The organism is Pseudogemmobacter blasticus, assembly GCF_003071405.1.
GTDB classification, from domain to species: domain Bacteria; phylum Pseudomonadota; class Alphaproteobacteria; order Rhodobacterales; family Rhodobacteraceae; genus Pseudogemmobacter; species Pseudogemmobacter blasticus.
Map to the genome: position 1 here is coordinate 2,226,934 of NZ_CP020470.1, position 25,652 is coordinate 2,252,585.

At 64.9% G+C, this 25,652-nt stretch carries 25 protein-coding genes; 13 read left to right on the forward strand and 12 right to left on the reverse strand.

Annotated elements, in window-relative coordinates; all coding sequences use genetic code 11:
- Positions 1–57 precede the first annotated feature (57 nt).
- The gene (locus B6K69_RS10875) at positions 58–612 is read right to left on the reverse strand and encodes a nucleotide exchange factor GrpE (protein ID WP_107671656.1); all 555 of its coding nucleotides are present in this window, start codon (positions 610–612) and stop codon (positions 58–60) included.
- 25 nt (positions 613–637) lie between these two features.
- Positions 638–1,708: a heat-inducible transcriptional repressor HrcA gene (gene hrcA / locus B6K69_RS10880; RefSeq protein WP_108643796.1), complete on the reverse strand. Its 1,071-nt coding sequence runs from the start codon at positions 1,706–1,708 to the stop codon at positions 638–640.
- 112 nt (positions 1,709–1,820) lie between these two features.
- Here hrcA and rph point away from each other — a divergent pair, with 112 nt between their 5' ends.
- From rph to hemW, 3 genes are read left to right on the forward strand one after another with little or no spacing between them, the layout of a single operon-like run.
- Positions 1,821–2,537, forward strand: a complete 717-nt coding sequence (gene rph / locus B6K69_RS10885; RefSeq protein WP_108643797.1) for a ribonuclease PH — start codon at positions 1,821–1,823, stop codon at positions 2,535–2,537.
- On the forward strand, positions 2,534–3,139 hold the full coding sequence (gene rdgB, locus B6K69_RS10890) for an RdgB/HAM1 family non-canonical purine NTP pyrophosphatase (RefSeq protein WP_108643798.1): 606 nt from the start codon (positions 2,534–2,536) through the stop codon (positions 3,137–3,139). Before rph ends, rdgB begins: the two co-directional genes overlap by 4 nt.
- The gene (gene hemW, locus B6K69_RS10895; RefSeq protein WP_108643799.1) at positions 3,127–4,299 is read left to right on the forward strand and encodes a radical SAM family heme chaperone HemW; all 1,173 of its coding nucleotides are present in this window, start codon (positions 3,127–3,129) and stop codon (positions 4,297–4,299) included. The genes rdgB and hemW overlap by 13 nt, the downstream gene beginning before the upstream one ends.
- Position 4,300: 1 nt before the next feature.
- On the opposite strand, the gene B6K69_RS10900 is transcribed toward hemW, so the two are convergent.
- The 7 genes from B6K69_RS10900 to B6K69_RS10930 all read right to left on the reverse strand — a co-directional run bounded on the left by B6K69_RS10900 (position 4,301) and on the right by B6K69_RS10930 (position 11,620).
- Entirely contained in the window at positions 4,301–5,179 is an 879-nt protein-coding gene (locus B6K69_RS10900; protein WP_108643800.1) for a ParB/RepB/Spo0J family partition protein, read from the reverse strand.
- A 19-nt stretch (positions 5,180–5,198) separates the two neighbouring features.
- Positions 5,199–6,014, reverse strand: coding sequence for a ParA family protein (locus B6K69_RS10905; protein WP_269467319.1), 816 nt, complete (start codon positions 6,012–6,014; stop codon positions 5,199–5,201).
- On the reverse strand, positions 6,001–6,621 hold the full coding sequence (locus tag B6K69_RS10910; RefSeq protein WP_164681942.1) for a 16S rRNA (guanine(527)-N(7))-methyltransferase RsmG: 621 nt from the start codon (positions 6,619–6,621) through the stop codon (positions 6,001–6,003). Before B6K69_RS10910 ends, B6K69_RS10905 begins: the two co-directional genes overlap by 14 nt.
- On the reverse strand, positions 6,622–8,481 hold the full coding sequence (gene mnmG / locus B6K69_RS10915; protein WP_164681943.1) for a tRNA uridine-5-carboxymethylaminomethyl(34) synthesis enzyme MnmG: 1,860 nt from the start codon (positions 8,479–8,481) through the stop codon (positions 6,622–6,624).
- Positions 8,482–8,491: 10 nt separating this feature from the next.
- A complete protein-coding gene (mnmE, locus tag B6K69_RS10920; RefSeq protein WP_108643802.1) occupies positions 8,492–9,766 on the reverse strand; it encodes a tRNA uridine-5-carboxymethylaminomethyl(34) synthesis GTPase MnmE in 1,275 nt (424 codons plus the stop codon).
- 15 nt (positions 9,767–9,781) lie between these two features.
- Positions 9,782–11,050 (reverse strand): transcription termination factor Rho, encoded by a 1,269-nt coding sequence (rho, locus tag B6K69_RS10925; RefSeq protein ID WP_107671649.1) that lies wholly within the window; start codon positions 11,048–11,050, stop codon positions 9,782–9,784.
- Between the two features lie 120 nt (positions 11,051–11,170).
- On the reverse strand, positions 11,171–11,620 hold the full coding sequence (locus B6K69_RS10930; RefSeq protein ID WP_107671648.1) for a CopD family protein: 450 nt from the start codon (positions 11,618–11,620) through the stop codon (positions 11,171–11,173).
- A gap of 416 nt (positions 11,621–12,036) precedes the next feature.
- Here B6K69_RS10930 and B6K69_RS10935 point away from each other — a divergent pair, with 416 nt between their 5' ends.
- The 9 genes from B6K69_RS10935 (at position 12,037) to B6K69_RS10975 (ending at position 20,663) form a co-directional block, all read left to right on the forward strand.
- Entirely contained in the window at positions 12,037–12,627 is a 591-nt protein-coding gene (locus tag B6K69_RS10935) for a Maf family protein (protein ID WP_108643803.1), read from the forward strand.
- Positions 12,624–13,463, forward strand: coding sequence for a shikimate dehydrogenase (locus tag B6K69_RS10940; RefSeq protein WP_108643804.1), 840 nt, complete (start codon positions 12,624–12,626; stop codon positions 13,461–13,463). Before B6K69_RS10935 ends, B6K69_RS10940 begins: the two co-directional genes overlap by 4 nt.
- The gene (gene coaE / locus B6K69_RS10945; protein WP_108643805.1) at positions 13,460–14,065 is read left to right on the forward strand and encodes a dephospho-CoA kinase; all 606 of its coding nucleotides are present in this window, start codon (positions 13,460–13,462) and stop codon (positions 14,063–14,065) included. The genes B6K69_RS10940 and coaE overlap by 4 nt, the downstream gene beginning before the upstream one ends.
- Positions 14,058–14,753, forward strand: a complete 696-nt coding sequence (gene dnaQ / locus B6K69_RS10950; RefSeq protein ID WP_108643806.1) for a DNA polymerase III subunit epsilon — start codon at positions 14,058–14,060, stop codon at positions 14,751–14,753. The genes coaE and dnaQ overlap by 8 nt, the downstream gene beginning before the upstream one ends.
- Before the next feature lie 122 nt (positions 14,754–14,875).
- Entirely contained in the window at positions 14,876–15,706 is an 831-nt protein-coding gene (locus B6K69_RS10955) for a flagellar motor protein MotB (RefSeq protein ID WP_108643807.1), read from the forward strand.
- An 87-nt stretch (positions 15,707–15,793) separates the two neighbouring features.
- Complete coding sequence (locus B6K69_RS10960) at positions 15,794–17,110, forward strand: flagellar hook protein FlgE (RefSeq protein ID WP_107671642.1); 1,317 nt, start codon at positions 15,794–15,796, stop codon at positions 17,108–17,110.
- A 9-nt stretch (positions 17,111–17,119) separates the two neighbouring features.
- A complete protein-coding gene (gene flgK / locus B6K69_RS10965; RefSeq protein WP_108643808.1) occupies positions 17,120–18,577 on the forward strand; it encodes a flagellar hook-associated protein FlgK in 1,458 nt (485 codons plus the stop codon).
- Between the two features lie 2 nt (positions 18,578–18,579).
- On the forward strand, positions 18,580–19,575 hold the full coding sequence (locus B6K69_RS10970) for a flagellin (RefSeq protein ID WP_108643809.1): 996 nt from the start codon (positions 18,580–18,582) through the stop codon (positions 19,573–19,575).
- On the forward strand, positions 19,572–20,663 hold the full coding sequence (locus tag B6K69_RS10975; RefSeq protein WP_108643810.1) for a flagellar basal body P-ring protein FlgI: 1,092 nt from the start codon (positions 19,572–19,574) through the stop codon (positions 20,661–20,663). Before B6K69_RS10970 ends, B6K69_RS10975 begins: the two co-directional genes overlap by 4 nt.
- Before the next feature lie 239 nt (positions 20,664–20,902).
- On the opposite strand, the gene radC is transcribed toward B6K69_RS10975, so the two are convergent.
- From radC to dnaK, 3 genes are all read right to left on the reverse strand, one after another.
- The gene (gene radC, locus B6K69_RS10980; protein WP_108643811.1) at positions 20,903–21,670 is read right to left on the reverse strand and encodes a RadC family protein; all 768 of its coding nucleotides are present in this window, start codon (positions 21,668–21,670) and stop codon (positions 20,903–20,905) included.
- A 56-nt stretch (positions 21,671–21,726) separates the two neighbouring features.
- Positions 21,727–22,875, reverse strand: a complete 1,149-nt coding sequence (gene dnaJ / locus B6K69_RS10985) for a molecular chaperone DnaJ (protein WP_108643812.1) — start codon at positions 22,873–22,875, stop codon at positions 21,727–21,729.
- Between the two features lie 73 nt (positions 22,876–22,948).
- Complete coding sequence (gene dnaK, locus B6K69_RS10990; RefSeq protein WP_107671636.1) at positions 22,949–24,859, reverse strand: molecular chaperone DnaK; 1,911 nt, start codon at positions 24,857–24,859, stop codon at positions 22,949–22,951.
- A 185-nt stretch (positions 24,860–25,044) separates the two neighbouring features.
- On the opposite strand from dnaK, the gene B6K69_RS10995 reads away from it, so the two are divergent.
- Positions 25,045–25,650 carry an alpha-ketoglutarate-dependent dioxygenase AlkB family protein gene (locus B6K69_RS10995; RefSeq protein ID WP_108643813.1) on the forward strand — a complete coding sequence of 202 codons (606 nt, stop codon included), beginning with the start codon at positions 25,045–25,047 and terminating at the stop codon, positions 25,648–25,650.
- Positions 25,651–25,652 lie beyond the last annotated feature (2 nt).

Below are 25,652 nucleotides of genomic sequence, written 5' to 3' on the forward strand. Positions count from 1 at the left end.
TGTCTGAAAATATCCTGCGGGGGTCCGGGGGCGCAAAGCCCCCGGCGGCTGCCCCCATCAGCCCGGGTTGGACGAAACGCCCACCTGCGCCGGCCGCAGCAGGCGATCATACAGCATGAAGCCTTCGGTCATCACCTGGATGATCTGCCCCGCCTTGGTGCCCGGCACTGGCGCTTCGAACATGGCCTGGTGCAGTTGCGGATCGAAGACATCTCCCACGGCGGGGGTGATGGTCGTCACGCCGTGCTTTTCCATGACCTTGGTCAGCTCGCGCAGCGTCAGCTCGACCCCCTCGATCAGCGCTGCCGAAGCGGCACGGCTTTCCTCGGGAATGGAGGCCAGCGCACGGTTCAGGTTGTCGTAGACCGGCAGCAGATCCCGGGCCAGCCGGGTGCTGCCGTATTGCTCGGCCTCGCGCCGGTCGCGTTCGGCGCGCTTGCGGGTGTTCTCCGCCTCGGCCAGGGCGCGCATGAACTTGTCGCGATATTCGTCACGCTCGGCCTGAAGGGCCACCAGCTCTTCTTCCAGCGCCAGATCATCCGACACCGGTTCCGTGTTTTCGGGCAATTCCTGTTCCACAGCCTCGGCGGCCTTGGCCTCGTCCTGCGCCATACGTCTTTCCTCGTCTCTCTCGGTCTCAGCCCCGCCCGCGGTCGGACACCATCCGCCCCACAAGCTGCGCCGTGTAATCCACAATCGGAACGACCCGTCCGTAATTCAGCCGCGTGGGGCCGATCACGCCGACGGCGCCGATAATCTTCCGCTCGGCGTTCATATAGGGAGAAACCACGAGACTTGAACCCGAAAGTGAGAAGAGTTTGTTCTCGGACCCGATGAAAATGCGAACGCCGTCGCCTTCGTCGGCCAGTTCAAGGAATTCCGCGATGTCGCGCTTGCGTTCCAGGTCATCAAACAGGGTGCGAACGCGGTCCACGTCGGCCTCATTCGTGGCCTCCAGCAGGTTGGACCGGCCCCGCACGATCAGCCGTTCGGACGACAGCCCGGCATTTTCCCAGACGGCCAGCCCGCTTTCCACCAGTTCGCGCGCCAGCGAATCAATCTCTTGCCGCCGCTGAACGATCTCGGCCCCGATCGACCGGCGCAGTTCTTCCAGCGATTTGCCCTCGGCCATGGCGTTCAGGAAATTCGCCGCCTCACGCATACTGCTGGGCGTCTGGCCGGGCGGCGGCCGGAACAGGCGATTCTCCACCTGACCATCGGCAAAGACCAGCACCACCAGCGCCCGTTCCGGCGACAGGCTGACAAACTCGATATGCCGGATCGGGGCTGATTCATGCTTGGGCGCCAGCACGATGCTGGCCCCCCGCGTCAGCGCCGACAGCGCCGATCCCACATGATCCAGCAGCACCGCCACATCCTGATCGTTCTGCGTCAGCGTGGCGTCGATCCGCTCGCGGTCCTCGGCGGCAAGGCCGCCCATTTCCAGGAACCCGTCCACGAACAGCCGCAGCCCCGCCTGCGTGGGCACCCGCCCCGCCGAAACATGCGGACTGTCCAGCAGGCCCAGAAACTCCAGATCCTGCATCACGTTGCGGATGGTCGCGGCGGAAACCTGTTCGGTCATCGTCCGGGTCAGCGTGCGCGAACCGACCGGCTCTCCGGTCGTCAGATAGCCTTCCACCACGCGGCGGAACACCTCGCGTGAGCGGTCGGTCATTTCTGTCAGCAATCGCGATCCGTTCTGCATTCCTGCCCTCCGGGCACATCCTGAATAAAGGGTGCAAGACGCGCGGCGTCAATCGGGGTTGCGTGGCCTGCCCGCTGGGGGGTATCTGGCCCAAACCCTGAAAGGATGGATCATGCGCCCTTCCGGCCGCGCCCTTGATGAACTGCGCCACGTCACGATTGAAACCGGCGTCACCCGCCATGCGGAAGGTTCCTGCCTGATCCGCATGGGCGGAACGCACGTCCTGTGTACCGCCTCGGTCGAGGACAAGCCCCCGCAATTCCTGCGCAACACCGGCATGGGCTGGGTTACCGCTGAATACGGGATGCTGCCCCGCGCCACGCATACCCGCAGCAAGCGTGAGGCTGCCACCGGCAAGCAGAGCGGAAGAACACAGGAAATTCAACGCCTTATCGGTCGCGCCCTGCGGGCGGTGGTGGATCGGCACGCGCTTGGCGAACGCCAGATCGTCATCGACTGCGATGTGATCCAGGCCGATGGCGGCACCCGCTGCGCCTCGATCACCGGGGGGTTTGTCGCCCTGCGGCTGGCCATAAACAAGCTGCGGGAAAAGGGCCTGATCACCTCGGACCCGATCCTTGATCACGTCGCCGCCGTATCCTGCGGCATCTATGCCGGCCAGCCTGTGCTGGATCTGGATTACGACGAAGACTCGGTCGCCGGCACCGATGGCAATTTCGTGATCACCGGCCGCGGCAAGCTGGTTGAGGTTCAGGCCTCGGCCGAAGGCGCGCCCTTCACCACCGCCGACCTGACGGCACTGATGGCGCTGGCAGACCGCGGGATCGAGGCGCTGGTTCTGGCGCAGCGCAAGGCGCTGACCGAATGACCCGGCGCTTCTCCGGCACGCAACTGGTGATCGCCACGCACAACCGCGGCAAGCTGGACGAATTCGCCCAACTTCTTGCGCCGCTGGGCATCACCTGCACCTCGGCAGGCAACCTTGGCCTGCCCGAGCCGGAGGAGACCGAGTCCACCTTCCTTGGCAACGCGCGGATCAAGGCCCATGCCGCCGCGCGGGCCACCAGCCTGCCCGCGTTGTCCGATGATTCCGGCCTGACGGTTGACGCGCTGGATGGCGCGCCGGGCGTCTATACCGCCGATTGGGCCACCACCCCCACCGGGCGTGACTTCGTTCACGCCATGGAAAAGACCCACGCCGCGCTGACCGGCCATCCGCAACCCTGGACGGCGCAGTTCCGCTGCACGCTGGTTCTGGCCTGGCCGGATGGGCATGACGAATGGGTTGAAGGCACCGCCCCCGGGCGTCTGGTCTGGCCCCGTCGCGGGCAGGATGGCCACGGCTATGACCCGATGTTCCAGCCGGACGGCCAGACCCGCACCTTTGCCGAACTGTCGGCCGCCGAAAAGAACGCGATCTCGCATCGCGGGCAGGCTGTCGCGCGTATGCTTGCCAAATGTTTCACGTGAAACAGCCCGAAGACTGGCAGGCCGGCGGCTTTGCGCTGTACCTGCACTGGCCGTTCTGCAAGGCCAAATGCCCCTATTGCGATTTCAACAGCCACGTCCGCACAAGGATCGACCAGCAAGACTGGCAATCCGCCTATCTGGCCGAACTTGACCGTGCCGCAGCCGAAACCGGCGGTCGCATCCTACGGTCGGTGTTTTTCGGCGGCGGCACGCCTTCGCTGATGGACCCGTCGCTGGTTGGCGCGGTGCTGGACCGGATTTCGCGGCACTGGCGGTTCGAGAATGACATCGAGATCACCCTTGAGGCCAACCCCACCTCGGTTGAGGCAGATCGCTTTCGCGGCTATCGCGCCGCAGGCGTGAACCGCCTGTCACTGGGCCTGCAGGCCCTGAATGATGATGACCTCCGGCGCCTTGGCCGCCAGCACAGCGCCGCAGAGGCCTTGGCGGCGCTGGATCTGGCCCGGTCCACCTTTGACCGGGTGTCGGCAGATCTGATCTATGCCCGGCAAGACCAGACGCTTGCCGCGTGGGAGTACGAACTTTGCTCGCTGCTGGATCGTGGCCCCGATCATCTGTCGCTGTATCAATTGACCATCGAGGATGGCACCGCCTTCGGCACCCTTGCCCGCGCGGGAAAACTGCGCGGCCTGCCCGATGAAGACCTGGCCGTTGCCATGTATGAAATGACCGGCGAAATCTGCGAAGGCGCCGGTCTTTCCGCCTATGAGGTTTCGAACTACGCGGTCGAGGGTTCGGAATCGCGGCACAATCTGGTGTATTGGCGGATGGGCGATTATGTCGGCATCGGCCCGGGCGCGCATGGCCGCCTGACGCTGGGCCAAACGCGCTATGCCACCAGCACCCATCGCAACCCCGAAGCCTGGCTTCGCGCTGTTCGCGATACCGGCAGCGGCGAAACCCCGCGTGAGGTTCTTCTTCCCGCCGCGCAGGCCGATGAATACCTGATGATGTCGCTTCGCCTGTCGGAAGGCACCCGCATTTCGCGGTATCGCGCCCTTTCGGGCAGCGATCTGAACGCCGGCGCACTGGAAGCCGCGCTGGACGGCGGGCTTTTGCAGCAAGACGGCGACCACCTTCGCACAACCGAAGCAGGCCGCCTGCTGTTGAACCGTCTGGTGCTGGAACTTTCGGCCTGAGTCAGTCTGCCAGACCGGCCGACGCCTGCGACAGCAGGTTGCAAAGCCGATCCAGATCTTCCAGCGACCGATAGGAAATGGTCAGCGACCCACCTTCGCCACGGTGATCAATCTTCACCGACAGGCCAAGATGCGCGGAAAGATCACCCTCCAGCGCGCGCGTATCGGCATCCTTGGACGAATCAACGCGGTCGCGGGCGGGTTTGGTGCCCGCTGACCCGCTTTCGCGCACCAGTTTCTCGGTTTCGCGCACCGAAAGGCCCTGCACCGCCACCCTGCGCGCCAGCGCCACCGGGTCCGCCGTGCCGATCAGCGCCCGCGCATGGCCGGCGCTGATGGTGCCCGCGCGCACCATGGCCTGCACCTCATCCGGCAGCGCCAGAAGGCGCATCAGGTTCGCAATATGGCTGCGGCTTTTCGACAGCGCCTCGGCAATCTTTTCCTGCGTATGACCGAACCTGTCCACCAACGCCTTGATTCCAAGGGCCTCTTCGATGGCATTCAGGTCTTCGCGCTGGATATTCTCGATGATCGCAACTTCCAGCACCTCCGTGTCGTCCAGATCGCGGATGACAACTGGCACTTCATGAAGTTGCGCGATCTGCGCCGCCCGCCAGCGGCGTTCGCCGGCGACAATTTCGTAATCGTCGCCCACCGGGCGCACCACCAGGGGCTGGATCACGCCTTTCTGACGCAGCGAATCGGCCAGCGATTCCAGCGCGCCCTGGTCAAAATCCTTGCGGGGCTGCAACGGGTTCGGCCGCAGACGCGCCACCGGCAGAATCGTATCGGCCCGGCGCGGGCCTTCGCTTTCCGGCCGCAGGTTCACATCCGACATCAGCGCCGAAAGACCGCGCCCAAGCCCTTTTCTCGGCTCCATACCCACCCCCAATACGTCTCTAACGCTGCAGTTTGGCAGCAATTTCTCCGGCCAGCGCGCGATAGGCCTCGGCCCCGCGCGAGGCGCTGTCGTATTCCGTGACCGGCTTGGCATAGGACGGTGCCTCGCTCAGCCGGACATTGCGCGGAATGACCGTGCGGAACACCATCTCGCCCAGATTGTCGCGCGCGTCCTTTTCAACCTGCTGTGCCAGGTTGTTGCGGCCGTCATACATGGTCAGCGCCACGCCCTCGATCCGCAGCGCCGGATTGGCCGAACGGCGCACGTCGCGCACGGTCAGCAACAGTTGCGACAGGCCTTCCAGCGCAAAAAACTCGGCCTGCAAGGGCACCAGCACGGCATGCGCCGCGACCAGAGCGTTCACCGTCAGCAGGCTCAGCGACGGCGGGCAGTCGATCAGGATCACATCGAAGCCCATCGCCTCGATTTCCGGGTGGCGCAGCGCATCATGCAGCAGGAAACTGCGCTTTTCGTTGGCCACAAGGTCAATATCTGCCGAAGCAAGGTCAGAATTCGCCGGGCTGATCCACAGCCCTTCAACCCCGGTCTTGCGAATGATCTTCTCAGGCACCCCGTCAGACACCATCAGGTCATAGGTCGTCTGCTTGCGGTCCTTGGGCGTAACCCCCAGCCCGGTTGAGGCATTTCCCTGCGGGTCCAGATCCACCAGCAGAACGCGAAAGCCCTTCTCGGCCAGCGCCGCCGACAGGTTGATCGCCGTGGTCGTCTTGCCCACGCCCCCCTTCTGGTTGGCGATGGCAATCACATGCGCAGGTGCGCGGTCAGTCGCGGCGATGGGGTCAGCTGCGGGCACGGTCGATATTCCTCAGGCAAAGGATCGCTCCTTTATGGCGCGGATCGGTAACGGCCTCCAGTTGGAAGCGCCAGTTTTTCCTGGCTGCGTCGATTTCCGCCTCGTAATTCTCACCCTTGGGAAAGATCGCCACGCCATCCGGCGCCAGATGCCGCTGCGCCAGGGCGCAAAGCCCGTCAAGCGCGGTCAGCGCGCGGGCCGAAACCACATCGGCACCAAGGGAAGGCAGCGATTCCGCCCGTTCGCTGCGCACCTCGACCGGCAGATCCAGCAAACGCGCCGATTCGCACAGAAAGGTGGCTTTGCGCAGGTCGGATTCCACCAGAATCACCCGCGTTTTCGCCCCGTGCGCCTGCAGCACAACGGCCACCACAATGCCCGGAAACCCGCCGCCTGACCCGAAATCGGCCCAGATCGCGGGGTTTTCGGGCGCATTCAGGCACAGGCGGGCGGAATCCTCGACATGGCGTTCCCAGATCTCGGGCAGTGTCGATCTGGCCACCAGATTGATCCGCACCGTCCATTTCTCAACCAGCGCCACAAAGGCGCGCAGCTTGTCCAGCCCGCCTTCCCCGACGCCCAGATCTTTCCACAAGGCGGCGTCCACCTAAACAGCCCGTTTCTGGGGTTTCTTCAGGCTGGCAATCAGCAGGGTCAGCGCCGCCGGCGTCATGCCCTCGATCTGCCGCGCCTGATGCAGGTTTTCCGGCCGCAGCCGCATCAGCTTGGATTTCAGCTCATGCGACAGGCCCGAAAGCGGGGCATAGTCGAAATCAGGCGGAATCGCCGTGGTTTCGTGGCGACGCAACTCCTCGGCATCCGCCGCCTGCCGGTCAGCATACTGCGCATAAAGCGCCTCGATTCCGGCCTGAACCCGCGCTTCCGCCGAATGTTCGGCCAGTTCCGGCATCAACCCGTCCAGTTGCACCGGGTCATACTCGGGCAGCGCCATCACATCGAAGGCCGATCGCCGCACGCCGTCCTGGCTGACCATCACGCCAGCCACCATCAATTCCTTCGGTGTGAAGGTTCGCGCCTTCAGGGCAGCCACAACACGTTCCAGCGCCTCGATTTTCTCGCCAAACGCCCGCGCCCTGACTTCGCGCACACAGCCCAACCGCAGGCCAAGCGGTGTCAGCCGCTGATCCGCGTTATCCGCACGCAGGCTCAGCCGGTATTCGGCGCGCGAGGTGAACATCCGATAGGGTTCCGTCACCCCCCGCGTCACCAGATCGTCGATCATCACACCGATATAGCTGTCGGTACGCGAGAACGTCACCGCCTCGCCGCCTTTCGCAAACAGCGCGGCGTTCAGCCCCGCCACCACGCCCTGCGCCGCGGCCTCTTCATAGCCGGTGGTGCCGTTGATCTGCCCCGCCAGCCACAGCCCCGGCATGGCGCGGCTTTCCAGTGTGGCGCGCAGCCCCCGCGGATCAAGGTAATCATATTCAATGGCATAGCCCGGCTGGGTGATCACCGCCCGCTCCAGCCCGACGATGGTGCGAACGTAGGCCTCCTGCACTTCGGCGGGCAGACTGGTGGAAATGCCGTTGGGGTAAACCGTGTCGTCGTCCAGCCCTTCGGGTTCCAGGAACACCTGGTGGCTGGTCTTGTCGGCGAAGCGCACCACCTTGTCCTCGATCGACGGGCAATAGCGCGGGCCGACGCCCTCGATATGGCCGCCATACATGGCGCTGCGGGCCAGATTGGCGCGAATGACATCATGCGTCGCCTCGGACGTATGGGTGATGCCGCAGGAGATCTGCCGCACCAGCGGCGCGCGGTTCAGGAAGGACAGCATCACCGGCGCCTCATCGGCCGGCTGCATGTCCAACCGCGCCCAGTCGATGCTGCGCCCATCCAGCCGGGGCGGCGTGCCGGTCTTCAGCCGGCCTGTTGTCAGCCCCAGCGCCCGAATCTGCTCGGCCAGCCGAACCGAGGCCGCATCGCCGACCCGACCGCCCGACCGCCGTTGATCGCCAACGTGGATGATTCCGTTCAGGAAGGTGCCCGTCGTCAGCACCACCGCCCGCGCCGCAATTTCGGCCCCATCGGCCAATCGCAGCCCCGTGCAGCGCCCGGCTTCGACCAGAAGTTCGGCCGCCTCGCCTTCGATCACCGTCAACAACGGTTCTTCGGCCAGCAGCGCCTGCACGGCCTGGGCGTAAAGCCTGCGGTCGGCCTGTGTGCGGGGGCCTTGCACCGCCGGCCCCTTGCGGCGGTTCAGCAACCGGTACTGAATACCTGCCCGGTCACCCGCGCGCCCCATGATGCCATCCAGCGCATCCACTTCGCGCACCAGATGGCCCTTGCCCAGGCCGCCGATGGCCGGGTTGCAGGACATCACGCCAATCGCGGCCGCCCGCATGGTGACCAGCGCCGTGGTCGCGCCCATCCGTGCCGCCGCTGCCGCCGCATCGGCACCGGCATGGCCTCCGCCCACCACAAGCACGTCATAGTGTTTCACGTGAAACATCCTATTTCCCGATGCAGAAACTGCTGAAGATTTCCCCCAACAGCTCATCCACGTCCACCCGTCCCACCAGCGCATCCAGCGACCGGATCGCCCGCCGCAATTCTTCGGCGGCGATCTCGGTCAACGTCTGCGGTTGCGCCAGCATGTCCAGCACCCGGCGAATCGACCGAAGCCCCTGCTCCAGCGCCAGCCGGTGCCGTTCCCGCACAAGGATACCAGCCCCCGCCACCTTTTCCGAGAGGCGATGCGTCACCTCGGCCAAAAGCGTGTCAACCCCTTCGCCGGTCTTGCCGGAAACCGCCAGCCCCGGCCCGGCCACAAGGTCGGCCTTGGGCTGAACCACCAGATCACCCTCTTGTGGCACCAGCATATCCGTCGGCCCCAGAAAGATCCGCAGGTCCGCCGCCTGCGCGCGATCCATCGCGCGGCGAATGCCGATCCGCTCTACCGGGTCGGCGCTGTCACGCAAACCTGCAGTGTCCAGCAGGGTCACAGCGAATCCGTCCAGGTCCATCCGCACCTCGATGACATCGCGCGTTGTCCCCGCGATTTCCGAGGTGATGGCGGCATCCCTGCCAGCCAACCTGTTGAGAAGGGTGGATTTTCCGGCATTCGGTTCACCCACGATAGCCACTTCGAACCCGTCGCGAATCCGCTCGGCCTTGGCGGCGGCTGTGGCTTCGGCCTCAAGCTCGGACACCAGGCCGGTCAGCAGATCGCGCACTTCCGGCGTTACGTCCACCGGCACGTCTTCCTCGGCAAAGTCGATGGTCGCCTCCAGCAGCGCCGCCGCCCGGATCAGCCGCGCGCGCCAGCCGCCGACGCGCTGGCCAATGGAACCGCCCAGCACCCGCATGGCCTGCCGTCGCTGCGCCTCGGTCTCGGCGTCGATCAGATCGGCCAGTCCTTCGACTTGGGTCAGGTCAAGCACGCCGTTTTCCAGCGCGCGGCGGGTGAATTCGCCTGGTTCGGCCAGCCGCGCCAGCCCGGTGGCGGCAATCGCCCGCAGCACGGCCGCGCCTGTCGCCACCCCGCCGTGAATGTGGAACTCGACAACCGGCTCTCCGGTGAAACTGGCCTTTTCAGCAAAAGCCACCACAAGGGATTGATCCAGAATGTCACCATCCCACCGGATGTTGCGAAGGGCGGCCCGCCGTGGCGCCGGCACGTCACCGCAAAGTGCGCCACAAACCGCCCAGGCCTGCGGTCCGGAAACCCGGATGACCGCAACGCCGGCGCGTCCCCGCGCCGTGGCCGTGGCATAGATCGTGTCCATGGCGGGTGATCAGCCTTAGCTGTTCATCGAATCGAAGAATTCGCCGTTGGTCTTGGTCTGCTTCAGCTTGGAAATCAGGAACTCGATGGCATCGGTGGTGCCCATCGGGTTCAGGATGCGGCGCAGGACATAGGTCTTTTGCAGATCGTTCTTGTCGACCAGCAGGTCTTCCTTCCGGGTGCCGGACTTCAGGATGTCCATCGCCGGGAAGACGCGCTTGTCCGCAACCTTGCGGTCAAGCACGATTTCGCTGTTTCCGGTGCCCTTGAATTCTTCGAAGATCACTTCGTCCATCCGGCTGCCGGTGTCGATCAGCGCTGTGGCGATGATGGTCAGCGACCCGCCTTCCTCGATGTTCCGCGCGGCGCCGAAGAACCGCTTCGGCCGTTGCAGCGCGTTGGCGTCCACACCGCCGGTCAGCACCTTGCCCGAGGACGGCACAACCGTGTTGAAGGCGCGGCCCAGCCGGGTGATCGAGTCAAGCAGGATCACCACGTCGCGCTTGTGTTCGACCAGGCGCTTGGCCTTTTCGATCACCATTTCCGCCACGGCGACGTGCCGGGTTGCCGGTTCGTCGAAGGTTGAGGAGATCACCTCGCCCTTCACGCTGCGCTGCATGTCCGTCACTTCTTCGGGGCGTTCGTCGATCAGCAGCACGATCAGGTAACATTCCGGGTGGTTTGCCGCCACCGACCGGGCAATGTTCTGCAGCAGCACGGTTTTCCCGGTGCGCGGCGGGGCCACGATCAGCGCCCGCTGGCCTTTGCCGATGGGCGCCACCAGGTCAATGATCCGGGCCGAGCGGTCCTTGATCGTCGGGTCTTCGATTTCCATCTTCAGCCGCTCTTCTGGGTAAAGCGGCGTCAGGTTGTCGAACAGAACCTTGTGCTTGGCCTTTTCGGGGTCATCGAAGTTGATCTTCGTGACCTTGGTCAGGCTGAAATAGCGTTCGTTTTCCTGCGGGGCCTTGATGACACCTTCGATCGTGTCGCCGGTCCGCAGTGAGAAGATGCGCAGGATTTCCGGGCTGACGTAAATGTCATCCGGGCCCGGCAGATAGTTCGCCGAAGGGCTGCGCAGGAAACCGAAGCCGTCCTGCAACACCTCAAGCACGCCATCGCCGCCGATTTCATAGCCTTCCTCGGCATGTTCCTTGAGGATCTGGAACATCATCTCGCCCTTGCGCATCGAAGGGGCGTTCTCGATTTCCCATTCCTCAGCCATGGCCAGCAGATCGGCAGGCGTCTTGGCCTTGAGGTCGGAAAGGTTAAGGCGTTCGGTCATGGGAAGGCTCCACGGGCCCGCACAATCAGGGGCCGCACGTCGGATATACAAAGGGAAGCGCAGGGGCCGGACGGCCTTGCATACCGGCAGATATGCCGCGCCCGTCTCAAAGTCAACGGATCAGAATTTGACGATGACCGAGAAGACGATGAAGAACATCAGCACCGTGGGCAGTTCGTTCATCGCCCGATAGGCGCGCCCGGTCAGCCGGTTCTGCCCTGCCGCGAAATCACGGCGGCGCAGCATCAGCCAGATATGGAACCAGGTCATCGTGATCACCGCCGTTGCCTTGAACCATGGCCACCACAGGCTCCAGTCCACAATGCCCGGCGTGAACACCAGACACAGGCCGAAGACCCAGGTCGAAACCGCAGCCGGCGTCATGATCGCCTTCAGCAGCCGTCGTTCCATCACCTGAAACAGGTCATCGGTCGGGTTGCCCGACCCCACCACCTCGACATGATAGACGAACAGGCGCGGCAGGTAGAACAACCCCGCCATCCACGCGATGACCGAGATCACATGCATGGACTTGATCCATCCATACCATTCCCAAAGGAAATCGCCCATCGGTCCGGCTCCCTGTCGCCCGGACATCCTTTAACAAGAAGAAATATAGAAAGGAATTGATGATGTAGGGGCAGGGGATAACGGGATTGTCGCAGGTTCCCCGGCAGTTACCCCAAGCCTGGCCCGGGTGTGGAAAATCTGTGGACAAGAAGCATGTTCGCGATTTTCATGCCGAAAATAACAATAAAAACAGATATATAACTGGAATAGCGGCTGAAGTTTATCCACATGCCTGCGCAGAACAGACCCGGGGGAAGCGTGCCTTGTCCCCAGACGCCGCGAAACCGCATCCCCTTCTGGATAAGTTCCGTGGCGCTTGACAGCCATCCACAGCTTGCCGATCCTGCCGCCTTCTCGGGCCGGGATCACGCTTTCCGGCCTATGGAACGTAACGCGAATATCCCCAGAGTCGCCCCATGCTCATTCTCGCGTCGGCCTCGGAAACCCGCGCCCAGCTTTTGCGTGCTGCGGGTGTGCCCACCACCCCCTATCCCGCCCGCGTGGATGAGGAACAGGCCCGCCTTGCCCTGCTGGCCGAAGACGCCAGCCCCCGCGATCTGGCGGATGCCCTGGCCGAGATGAAGGCGCGCAAGGTGGCCGAACGCTTCCCCGAGGCGCTGGTTCTGGGCTGTGACCAGATCCTTGAATACAAGGGCACGGTCTATGCCAAACCCGAAACGCCGGAAGACGCCCGCGCCCACCTGACCGAACTGCGCGGCCGCACGCACAAGCTGATGTCGGCGGCGGTGCTGTATGAAAAGGGCCGCCCGGTCTGGCGCACCATCACCGATGCCCATCTGACCATGCGCGACTTTTCCGATGCCTACCGCGATGATTATCTGGCCCGTAACTGGGACACGATCCGCCACAGCGTCGGCGGATATCGGCTGGAAGAGGAAGGAGTGCGGCTTTTCTCCCACATCTCGGGCGATCATTTCACCATCCTCGGCCTGCCTTTGATCCCGCTCTTGTCCTATCTTGGGCAGAGAGGAATCATCCCGGCATGACCGAATTACCCCGTATCCCCCTTGCCGGTGTTCTTGGACATCCGGTCGCCCACAGCCGCAGCCCCGCGCTGCACGGCTACTGGCTGCGTCGCTATGGTCTCAAGGGGTTCTACATCCCCATGGATGTGGCGCCCGGCGATCTGGAAACCGTCCTGCGCACGCTGCCGAAAATGGGCTTCGTCGGCGTCAACGTCACGCTGCCGCACAAGGAAGCCCTGCTTCAGATTGCCGACATCATCACCGACCGCGCGGCGCTGATCGGGGCGGCGAACACGGTAATCTTCCGCAAGGATGGCAAGATCCACGCCGACAACACCGATGGATCGGGTTTCATCGCAAACCTTCGCCAGAATGCGCCGCACTGGAACCCCGCCGCCGGCCCGGCCGCCGTTCTGGGTGCCGGGGGCGCCTCGCGCGCCGTGGTGGCCGCCCTGATCGAGGTGGGGGTGCCCGAAATCCGCATTGCCAACCGCACCAGACCCCGGGCCGAGGTGATACGCTCCGACTTCGGCGCCCGCGTCACCGTGCATGAATGGGTGCAGGCCGGCCCGATGCTGGAAGATTGCGCCACCGTGGTGAACACCACCTCGCTGGGCATGACGGGCAAGCCCGATTTCAAGGTGTCACTGAACGCGCTGCCCTTCGGCGCGCTGGTCACCGATCTGGTCTATACCCCCCTCAAGACCCAGTTCCTGATCGAGGCTGAGGAGCGCGGAAATCCGGTGGTTGATGGCCTTGGCATGTTGCTGCATCAGGCCGCCCCCGGGTTCGAACGCTGGTTCGGCCAGCGCCCCGAGGTGGACGAAGCCACCCGCCAGGCCGTTTTTTCGGCATGACGCCGTTCCGCCTGGGCCTGACCGGCTCGATCGGGATGGGCAAATCCACCACGGCCGCCATGTTTGCCGAACTGGGCATCCCGGTCTGGGATGCCGATGCCACCGTCCACCGGCTCTATGCGGCCGGGGGTCTTGCGGCGCAGACCATTGGCGCGATCTTTCCGCAGGCGGTTGATGAGACCGGCGCCGTTTCGCGCCCGGCGCTGCGCGCCATCATCGCCGCCGATCCCACCGCGCTGGACCGGATCAACGCGCTGGTGCATCCGCTGGTGGCCGCGGACCGCGCCGCCTTTCTGGACAGCGCGCAGGCCGACATCGTGCTGCTTGACCTGCCCCTTCTGTTCGAGACCGGCGCCGAAACCCTGTGCGATGCCGTTGTCGTGGTCACCGCCCCGCCCGATGTGCAGCGCGCACGGGTTCTGGCGCGCGGCACCATGACGGAAACCGATCTGGCCGCAATCCTGGCGCGGCAGATGCCCGATGCCCAGAAACGGGCCCGCGCCGATTACGTCATCAGGACAACCACCCTCGACACCGCCCGCGCGGCGGTCAAGGATGTGGTTTCAGACATTCGCCGCAGGATCACCGCTTCACATGCGTGAAATCGTTCTCGATACCGAAACCACCGGGTTTGAACCCAGCGAAGGCCATCGCATCGTGGAAATCGGTGCGGTCGAGCTGATGAACCACCTGCCCACCGGGCGGACCTATCATCAATACATCAACCCCGAACGCCTGATGCCGAAAGAGGCGTTCGAGGTGCACGGCCTGGGTGATGATTTCCTGCGCGACAAGCCGGTCTTCCAGCAGATCGGCGCCGCCTTTCTGGAATTTGTCGGCGATGCGAAGCTGGTCATCCACAATGCCGCCTTCGACATGAAGTTCCTGAACTTCGAACTGTCGCGCATCGGCCTGCCAACCCTGCCCATGGACCGCGCCATCGACACGCTGATGATTGCCCGCCAGCGGTTCCCGGGATCGCCCGCCTCGCTCGATTCGCTTTGCCGTCGGTTCGGCGTGGACAATTCCGCCCGTGAAAAGCACGGCGCGCTGCTTGACAGCGAAATCCTGGCCGAGGTGTATCTGGAACTTGTGGGTGGACGTCAGCCCGATCTGGTGCTGGCCCCCGTGTCCGGGGCCAATCGCAGCGGCACGGTCGAAACCGAAACCTGGCGCCCCCGCCCCCGCCCCGAATCGCTGCCCCCCCGCCTGACCGCCGAGGAAGAGGCCGCGCATCTGGCCTTTGTCGCCAAGCTGGGCGACGCGGCGATCTGGCTCAAGCGCAGTTAAGGCGCAATACCCGCCGCCCGAACATGGCGCCCTTTCGGCATATCGCTAAAAGGCCGCCGGTTAAGCCCTTTTTGACCAGCCGATGCGATGGTTTCCCCCGGCTGTGAAACGGGGGTGCAGGGATGGCAGAGCCGGCAAAGAACACCGCGCCAGTCATCATCAGGCGAAAGAAGGTCATCCGCGGCGGCGGCCACCACGGCGGCGCCTGGAAGGTGGCCTATGCCGATTTCGTGACGGCGATGATGGCCTTCTTCCTGCTGATGTGGCTGCTGAACGCCACCACCGAAAAACAGCGCAAGGGGCTGTCGGACTATTTCAATCCCACCATCCCAGTGAACCGCGTCTCGGGCGGGGGCGACGGCACCCTGGGCGGCGACACATTGTTTTCCGAGGATACCAAGGTTCGCAACGGCGCTGGCGGCACCTCGAACGACAACGGCAGTTCCACCGGCTCGGCGGACGATACCCTGTCGCAAGAGCAGGAGGCCGAACAGCTCAAGGCGGTGCAAGAGGCGCTGTTTGACCGGGGCGGTGAAAGCCGCACCATGGAAACGCTGCTGAAACATGTCATCACCCGCGTCACCGACGAAGGTCTGGTGATCGAGATCTTCGATGTCGAAGGCGCGCTCCTGTTCGCCGAAGATACCGCCACCCCGCAGCCGGTGACCCTGCAACTGGCCGACCTTCTGGCCGAGGTGATGGGGCTGACCGCCAACAGGATCGCCGTGAACGGCCATGTGCGCAGCTATCCCGTCACGCTGGCCACCAACCCGGTGTGGGAACTGTCCGCCGCCCGCGCGCAGGCGATGCGCGGCCTGCTGGAAGCGGCCGCGCTTGACCCTGCCCGCCTGGCCCGCATCGGCGGCTATGCCGACCGCAAGCCCGCCGTGGCCGACCCCGCCGCCATCCGCAACAACCGGATCGAGATCATCCTTCTGCGGGCTGACCGCTGATCGTTTGAATTTGAGATGTTAGCGGTTCGTTAGCCTGGCCGGTGCAGTCTGGCCACAACACAGGTCAGGCAGCAGAAAGGTGCGACGATGACCATTTCCTCCGCGCTCTCGGCGGGTGTGGCCGGGTTGAACGCAAACGCGACCCGGCTTGCCACGATTTCCGACAACATCGCCAATTCGGGAACCTATGGCTACAAACGCTCTTCGGCCGAATTCGACAGCATGGTCATTACCAATGCCCGCGGCGCCGGCGTCTATTCCGCCGGGGGCGTGCGCGCCAGCACCCTCCGCCTGATTGAGGAGCGGGGGGCGCTTGTCGGCACCTCGAACGCGCTGGATCTGGCCGTTGCAGGCCGCGGTATGCTGCCGGTGATCCCCGAGGTCAGCCTTGGCAACATCACCGGCGACACGCCGCTTCTGATGACACGCACCGGCGCCTTCCGCACCGATGCGGACGGTATCCTGAAAACCGAATCCGGCATGGTTCTGCTGGGCTGGCCCGCCAACCCCGATGGCACCATCCCCGTCATGCCGCGCGACACGATCACCGGGCTGGAGCCTGTCGTCATCAACTCGAACCAGACGGCGGGCGACCCGACCACGACCATGACCCTGGGTGTCAACCTGCCCGCCACCGGAACCGAGGCCGGGGCCGCCGGCACCAGCCTGCCCCTTTCGGTTGAATACTTCGGCAACCTCGGCACCTCTGAAACGCTGGACATCACCTTCACGCCCACCGTGCCGGCAACCGGAACGTCCAATACCTGGACGATGGTCATCACCGATTCCGCCAGCGGCGGCGCCGAAATCGGCCGCTACACCCTGACGTTTGACGACAGCCGCAGTTCCGGGGGAACGCTGGAAAACGTCAGCCAGACCGCGGGTTGGCCCGGCGGAACCTACAACGCCGCCACCGGACGGATTGACCTGACCGTTGCCGGCGGCCCGATCAGCGTGGCCATCGGTCGCTTGGGCGATCCGAACGGCCTGACCCAGCTTTCCGACAAGTTCGCCCCGGTGCGGATCACCAAGGACGGATCGCCCGTCGGCAATCTGACCACGGTCGAGGTGGACGAGAACGGCTATATCACCGCCACCTATGACACCGGCTTTACCCGCCGCCTTTACCAGATTCCGCTGGTTGACGTTCCCAACCCGAACGGCCTGCTGTCGCTGAACAACCAGACCTATCAGGTCTCGCCGAAGTCTGGCTCGTTCTTCCTGTGGGATGCGGGGGATGGGCCAACCGGATCGGTCGAAGGCTATGCGCGCGAAGGCTCTACCACCGATGTCGCGGCAGAGCTGACCTCGCTGATCCAGACGCAACGCGCCTATTCCTCCAACGCCAAGGTGATCCAGACGGTGGACGAAATGCTTCAGGAAACCACAAACATCAAACGCTAGGGGTAAAGGATGAGCGTGACCTCGGCCCTTGCCAGCGCCCTGACCGGAATTCAGGCCACCTCCCGCCAGGCCGAGGCGATTTCCTCGAACGTCGCCAACGCCACGACGCCGGGCTATGGCAAGCGGTCCGTGGCCCTTGCGGCCCTGTCCGTGGGCGGCACCGGCCAAGGCGTGCGGGTCACCGGCATCCGGCGCGACATCGACCAGTTCCTGATCAATGACCGCCGTGTCGCCCAGTCGGCCGCGGATGACCGGGAAACCCGCAGCAGCTTTTTCAAGCGGCTGGAAGAGATCATCGGAACCCCGGAAACCACCGGGTCGCTGACCGCCCGCATCGGCGCGCTGGACAAGGCCCTGCTGGAAGCCGCCAGCCGCCCCGAGTCCGAGGCGCGTCTGGCCGCCGCCGTCAGCGCCGCCAGCGATCTGGCGCTGGGTCTGAACCAGGCCAGCGACGCCATTCAGGCCGAACGCGCCAAGGCTGACAGCCAGATTGCAGGCGCGGTCGGCACGCTGAACACCGCCTTGCAACAGGTGCAGGATCTGAACACGCAGATCCGCAGCTTCACCGGCGCCGGGCGCGATGTCTCGGCGCTGCTGGACCAGCGTCAGCAGATCATCGACGAAATTTCCGGCCTAGTTCCCCTGCGGGAAATCGCGCGGGACCACAATCAGGTGGCGCTGATCACCACCGGCGGCGCGGTCCTGCTGGACGGAACCGCTGGCCAGTTCGGCTTTACCGCGGTTCACACCGTTGTCCCTGAAATGACGCAGGCCTCTGGCGGGCTGTCCGGGCTGACACTGAACGGCCGGCCGATGGCAACGGCGGGCGAGGCCAGCCTGATCAGCGGCGGCGAACTGTCTGCGCTGTTCGCGGTGCGCGACGATCTGGCGACAGAAGGTCAGGCCCGGCTGGATGCGCTGGCGCGCGATCTGGTGGAAAGATTTTCTGCCGCCGGCCTGGACCCGACGCTGACGGCCGGAAACCCCGGCCTGTTTACCGATTCCGGCGGCGCCTTTTCTGCCGCCAACGAAGCGGGTCTTTCATCCCGGCTGTCGGTCAACGCGCGGGTTGATCCTGCCCAGAGCGGCCTTGTCACGCGGCTGCGCGACGGGCTGGGGGCCACCGCGACCGGCCCCTCCGGCAACGCGGGCCTGCTGCTTGCGCTGTCGAATGTCCTTGGCGCGGCACGGCCCACGGCCTCGGCAGCCCTGCCCGCGGCCAGCCGCAGCCTGGCCGGGCTTGCGTCCGATGTCCTGTCGCTGACCTCAACCGACCGGCTCTCGGCCGACAGCGAAACCGCCTATACCGCCGCCCGCTACGCCGCCCTGGATGAGATGGAGCGGGCGGGTGGCGTTGATACCGATGAAGAGATGCAGGCGCTTCTGGTGATCGAGAAGACCTACGCCGCCAATGCCAAGGTGCTGCAAACGGTGAATGACATGATCAACACCCTGCTGGAGCTGTGACAATGGACCGGATCGCCGCCAACGCCTTTCTGACCGCCGGGCTGTTTCGCCAGGGCGCCACGCTGAGGGCCGAGGTGACGCGCGTCTCGATGGAAATGACGACCGGCAAGAAGGCCGATACCGGCGCGGCGGTGGGGGGTGATTTCTCCGCGCTTGCGGCGATGGATCACGCGCTGGCGCGGATCGGGGGCTATGGTGCCATCACCACCGAAGCGGGGCTTCTGGCCGAAGCGATGCAAACCGCGCTGGGTGTCCTCTCGACCGCCGCCGAAGACCTGTCCGGCAACCTGTTGCGCAATCTGGGCCTTTCGACGCCGGAAAACCTGACGGCTGTCACCCTTGAAGGGCGGCAGAAGTTTGAAGCGGCCATCGCCGCGCTCAACACCCGCCTTGCGGACCAAAGCGTCTTTGCCGGTGTGGTCTCTGAAACCGCGCCACTGCCGGATGCCGATACGATCCTTGCCTCGCTTGAAACCGCGCTGACCGGGGTGACAACGGCCGCCGGGGCGCAGACGGCGATCAATGACTGGTTCGATGACGCCACCGGATATGCCGCGCTGTATCAGGGGGGCGCGGCCCGCGCGGCGCTGCCGGTGGCCCCGGGTGACAGCGTCGATCTGCCGGTCACCGCGCTGGACCCCGCCCTTCGCGACACGTTGAAAGGTCTGGCGACGGTTGCGCTGCTGGACCGGGGCCTTCTGGCCGGTCAGGCCGATGCGCGGGCCGAGCTTGCGCAGGCTGCCGGCGTTTCGCTGGCGTCATCCGGCACCGCGCGGGCAACGCTTGCGGCGCGGATCGGCACGGTGCAGGCGGACATCGCCGATGCCAAAGCCCGAAACGAGGCCGAGAAAACCGCCCTTGGCCTTGCGCGGAACGGTCTGGTCGAGGCCGATCCCTATGAAGCGGCAACCCGGCTGGAAGACCTGCAATCGCGGCTTGAATCACTTTACCTGCTCACCTCGCGCCTGTCGAAACTGAAACTGACGGATTACCTGTGATGCTGCGCCTGATCCTTTGCCTTCTTTTCCTGGCCTGGCCCGCGCTGGCCGATCAGGTCCGCATCAAGGATCTGGTCGAGGTGGATGGCGTGCGCGGCAATGATCTGGTCGGTTACGGCCTTGTCGTGGGGCTGAACGGCACCGGCGACGGTATCCGCAACGCCCCCTTCACCGAAGAGATCATGGCCAACCTGCTGGAGCGGCTGGGCGTCAATGTCGCCGGAGAGGAGTATCGCCCGAAGAACGTGGCGGCGGTCTTCGTCACCGCGACCCTGCCGCCCTTTGCGCGGGCGGGCGGCCGGATCGACGTGACGGTGTCCGCCATCGGCGATGCCAAAAGCCTGCTGGGCGGGACATTGGTGATGACGCCGCTGAACGGGGCAGACGGGCAGATCTATGCGGTGGCGCAGGGCACGATCATCGCCGGCGGCATCTCGGCCGAAGGCAAGGCGGCGAGGGTCGTGCAGGGGGTGCCGACGGCGGGCACAATTCCCTCGGGCGCGCGGGTCGAACGGGAGGTTCCGTTCGACTTCACCACGATCTCATCGGTGCGGCTTGCCCTGAAGTCCGCGGATTTCACCACCGCGGCCCGGATCGAAAAGGTCATCAACGCGGCTTTCGGCAAGCGCGTGGCCACCATGCTGGATGCGGGAACCGTGTCCTTCGATCTGGAAAGAACCGGGCTGCCCCCCGCCCATGCGCTAGCCCGGATCGAGGGGTTGCTGGTCGAACCGGAAACCCGGGCGCGCGTGGTGGTGGACCAGCGGTCGGGCACCATTGTCATGGGGGCGGATGTGCGGATCAGCCGGGTTGCGGTGGCCCAGGGCAATCTGACGCTGCGGGTTGAGGAAAGCCCGCTGGTCGTGCAACCTAATCCCTTTGCCGAAGGCGAAACGGTGGTGGTGCCGCGCAGCTCGGCCGACATTTCAACCGATGGCAAGGGTCTGGCCGAGGTTCCGCCCGGCACCAGCCTGTCAGAGGTGGTCGCCGGGCTGAATGCGCTGGGTGTCGCGCCCTATGACATGATCGACATCCTGAAAAGCATCAACGCCGCCGGGGCGCTTCATGCGGATTTCGTGATTCAATAGGGTGGGGGCATTCCCCGGCGCCGGCTGCACGCCTCCGGGTAAGGGCGCGCGCCCGCCACGCCTTGACGGACAGTGCTGGCGCCAGGGCCGATGATCGCGCCGGGCAGGTGGCTGGCTTGCCCGGGCGCATGGCCACGCCGGCGGCAGAACGCCACGCGCTGGCGCGTGGGGATGGGGTGTTCACGGTTCTGGTGGCGGTGATGCGCGCACAATCACGGCGAACGGCCCGTGACGAAACGCTACAGATAGCCCTGCGCGCGAAAGCTGAGCTCGCGCGATTTGCCGATGATCAGGTGGTCATGCAGGGTAAGCCCCAGCGTCTGGCAGGCATCCTGCACCTGCACTGTCATGCCGATGTCGGCCTCGCTGGGGGTGGGGTCGCCCGACGGGTGGTTGTGCACCAGGATCAGGGCGCTGGCGTTCAGTTCCAGCGCGCGCTTCACCACTTCGCGCGGATAGACCGGCACATGGTCCACCGTGCCCTTCGCCTGTTCCTCATCCGCGATCAGCACGTTCTTGCGGTCAAGAAACAGGATGCGGAACTGTTCGGTTTCCCGATGCGCCATGGTGGTGTGGCAGTAATCCAGCAGCGCATCCCAGCTTGACAGCAGCGGCCGGTGCATCACCCGCGCCCGCATCATCCGCTGTGCGGCGGCTTCCACGATCTTCAGCTCCTGCACCACCGTATCGCCCACGCCCCTGACCATCATCAGGCGCGGGACCGAAGCGGTCACGACGCGGTTGAAATCGCCGAATGTGTCCAGCAACAACCGGGCCAGCGGCTTGACATCCTGGCGCGGGATGGCGCGGAACAGCAGCAGTTCCAGCAGTTCATAATCCGGCATGGCCTGCGCGCCACCCTCCATGAAGCGGGCGCGCAGCCGTTTGCGGTGATCGGAAATATAGCTGGGCAGGCGCCCGGTCAGCGCATGACCGGCCGCCTCATCCTCATCCCCCGACGGGGGGAAAAGCGGAAGATGCGCATCTGAGAAGCCGGGGTTTGCCATGGCAGAAAGCCTGCCACAGCCTTGGTGAAAGAAGGGTTAACGCCGCTTGACCGGCGTCAGCCCTTCATCCCGTCCCAGAAACTCTTGACCTTGGCGAAGAACGAACTGCCCTCGGGGTTGTTTTCCTCGCTCAACCGCTCGAACTCGTGCAGCAGCTCTTTCTGCCGCGCGGTCAGGTTGACCGGGGTTTCCACCGCCAGTTCGATCACCATGTCGCCCACGCCGGCCCCGCGCAGCGCCGGCATCCCCTTGCCGCGCAGCCGCATCTGCTTGCCCGACTGGGCACCGGCCGGCACCTTCACCCGCGCGCTGCCCCCGTCGATCGTGGGCACCTCGACCTCGCCCCCCAGCGCGGCCGAGGGCATCGAGATCGGCACGCGGCAGAACAGGTGCACGCCGTCGCGCTGGAAGATCGGGTGATCCTTCACCTCGATGAAGATGTACAGGTCGCCCTGCGGCCCGCCGCGCAGACCCGCCTCGCCCTCGCCGGCCAGACGGATGCGGGTGCCGGTTTCCACGCCCGAAGGAATGTTCACCGAAAGCGTCCGCTCACGCTCAACCCGGCCCGCGCCGTGGCAGGACTTGCAGGGGTTCTTGATGATCTGGCCCATGCCGTTGCAGGTGGGGCAGGTGCGTTCGACGGTGAAAAAGCCCTGCTGCGCCCGCACCTTGCCCATGCCCGAACAGGTGGGGCAGGTGACCGGCTCGGCGCCGCCTTCGGCCCCCGTGCCGTGGCAGGTGTCGCATTGCACCGACGTGGGCACGTTGATGGTTTTCTGAACGCCCTTCCAGGCCTCTTCCAGACTGACGCGCAGGTTGTAGCGCAGGTCAGACCCGCGCTGCGCCCGGCTGCGCCCGCCACCACCGCCGCCGCTCCGGCCCATGAAATCGCCGAACAGGTCTTCGAACACGTCCGAAAACGCGCTGGCGAAATCGCCCTGCTGGAACCCGCCGCGCGGACCGCCGCCGCCCATGCCGCCTTCAAAGGCGCCATGGCCAAAGCGGTCATAGGCCGCCTTCTTCTGTTCATCCTTCAGAACGTCATAGGCCTCGTTCACTTCCTTGAACTGGGCCTCGGCCTGAGGATTCTGGGAATTGCGGTCGGGGTGCAGCTCTTTCGCCTTCTGGCGATAGGCCTTCTTGATCTCGTCGGGCGAAGCGCCGCGCGCAACCCCCAGCACCTCGTAGAAATCGCGTTTTGCCATCGCAAAACCCCTGTCCTGAACCGGGAGGGGGCGGCTCGTTGCCGAACCGCCCCCCGTTCCGGTTCAAGCGGAATTACTTCCGCTTGTTGTTGCCCAGATCCTCGAAGTCGGCGTCGACGATGTTCTCGTCATCCACCGGGCGCGGGTCATCCTCATCGCCCTTGCCGCCTTCGGCCTGGCTGGCCTTGTAGATGGCCTCGCCCAGCTTCATCGCGGCTTCGGTCAGGTTCTGGATGCCGCTGCGGATCTTGCCCGCATCTTCGCCTTTCAGCGCGTCTTCCAGCGGGCTCATCGCCAGCTCGATCGCCTCGACGGTGGACGGGTCCACCTTGTCGCCATGATCGGCCAGCGACTTCCGGGTCGAATGCAGCAGGCTTTCGCCCTGGTTGCGGGTTTCCACCAGTTCCTTGCGGGCCTTGTCGGCCTCGGCATTGGCTTCGGCGTCGCGGACCATCTTCTCGATGTCCTCGTCCGACAGGCCGCCCGAGGCCTGGATGGTGATCGCCTGTTCCTTGTTGGTGCCCTTGTCCTTGGCTTTCACCGACACGATGCCGTTGGCGTCAATGTCGAAGGTCACCTCGATCTGCGGCACGCCACGCGGGGCGGGCGGGATCTGTTCCAGATTGAACTGGCCCAGCATCTTGTTGTCGGCGGCCATCTCGCGCTCGCCCTGGAACACGCGGATGGTCACCGCGTTCTGATTGTCCTCGGCGGTGCTGAACACCTGGCTCTTCTTGGTCGGGATGGTGGTGTTGCGGTCGATCAGCCGGGTGAACACGCCGCCCAGCGTTTCGATGCCCAGCGAAAGGGGCGTCACGTCCAGCAGAACCACGTCCTTCACGTCGCCCTGCAGAACGCCGGCCTGAATCGCCGCGCCCAGCGCCACCACTTCATCGGGGTTCACGCCCTTGTGGGGCTCTTTCCCGAAGAACTTGGTCACTTCCTCGATCACGCGGGGCATACGGGTCATACCGCCAACCAGCACAACCTCGTCGATGTCGTCCTTGGACACGCCGGCATCCTTCAGCGCGGCCTGGCAGGGCTTGATCGACTTCTTGATCAGATCGTCCACCAGGCTTTCCAGCTTGGCGCGCGTCAGCTTCATCACCAGGTGCAGCGGCTGCCCGGTGTTGCGGTCCATGCTGATGAACGGCTGGTTGATTTCGGTCTGGCTTGAGGACGAAAGCTCGATCTTGGCCTTTTCGGCGGCTTCCTTCAGGCGTTGCAGCGCCATCTTGTCCAGCGTCAGGTCGGCGCCGTGCTCTTTCTTGAACTCGTCGGCCAAGTACTGGACGATCCGCATGTCGAAGTCTTCGCCGCCCAGGAACGTGTCGCCGTTGGTGGACTTCACCTCGAACAGGCCGTCGTCGATTTCCAGAATGGTGATGTCGAAGGTGCCGCCGCCAAGGTCATAGACGGCGATGGTCTTCGATTCCTTCTTGTCCAGACCATAGGCCAGCGCGGCCGCGGTCGGCTCGTTGATGATGCGCAGCACTTCCAGACCGGCAATCTTGCCGGCGTCCTTGGTGGCCTGGCGCTGGGCGTCGTTGAAATAGGCGGGCACGGTGATCACGGCCTGGGTGACGGATTCACCCAGATAGCTTTCCGCCGTTTCCTTCATCTTCTGCAGGATGAAGGCCGAAACCTGGCTGGGCGAATACTTTTCGCCGCGCACTTCAACCCAGGCGTCGCCGTTGCCGCCATCCACGATGTTGTAGGGGACAAGTTTCTTGTCCTTCTCAACCTCGGCATCGCCAAGGCGGCGGCCGATCAGCCGCTTGACGGCAAAGATCGTGTTGCTGGCGTTGGTCACGGCCTGGCGCTTGGCGGGCTGGCCGACCAGACGCTCGCTTTCCGTGAAGCCGACGATCGAGGGGGTGGTCCGGGCGCCTTCGCTGTTCTCGATGACGCGTGGGGCGGCGCCGTCCATGATGGCGACGCAAGAGTTGGTGGTGCCGAGGTCGATACCGATGACTTTGGCCATGTGCGTATCCCTTTCATTCAGGCGATGCACCGGACAGGGGCCCTGCGTATTCGGCACCCCCGGCCGGGGTATGGTTCTGGCCCGATGTCTGGCACCGGACCGCTTGACTGGGCGTATATAGGCGGGCGTATTCGGCCCTGCAACGGTCTGGCACCAATGTCTGTTGCGAATTTTCGGGGTTTACGATGGCAACCGCGGCTTTTCAGATCAGGGGCCTGCACGTCTGGCCGGGCTATCTTGATCGCCCGGCACAGGAATCGCTGGTGGCCGACCTGCGCAAGGTGGCAGAGGCGGCGCCTTTCGTCACACCCGGTGGCCGGCAGATGAGCGTGCGGATGACCGCCGCCGGACGGCTGGGCTGGGTGACCGACCGGCGCGGGTACAGGTATCAGCCGCAGCATCCTTCGGGGGCGGCCTGGCCGCCGATCCCCCCGGCGGTGCTGGCCATCTGGCGTAATCTGACCGGGCTTTCCCGCGACCCGGACTGTTGCCTTGTCAACTTCTACGATGCCGGCGCCCGGATGGGCCTGCATCAGGACCGCGACGAAGGCGATTTCTCATTCCCCGTCCTGTCCGTCAGTCTGGGCGATGACGCGCTGTTCCGCATCGGCGGGGCCGACCGCAGCGAAGGCACGCAAAGTTTCTGGCTGCGGTCCGGCGATGTGTTGCTGATGGGCGGCTCGGCGCGGCTGGCCTGGCACGGGGTTGACCGCATCCGCCCCGCATCTTCAACCCTGCTGCCGCAGGGCGGGCGCATCAACCTGACCTGCCGGGTCGTGACGGCGGCCTGATC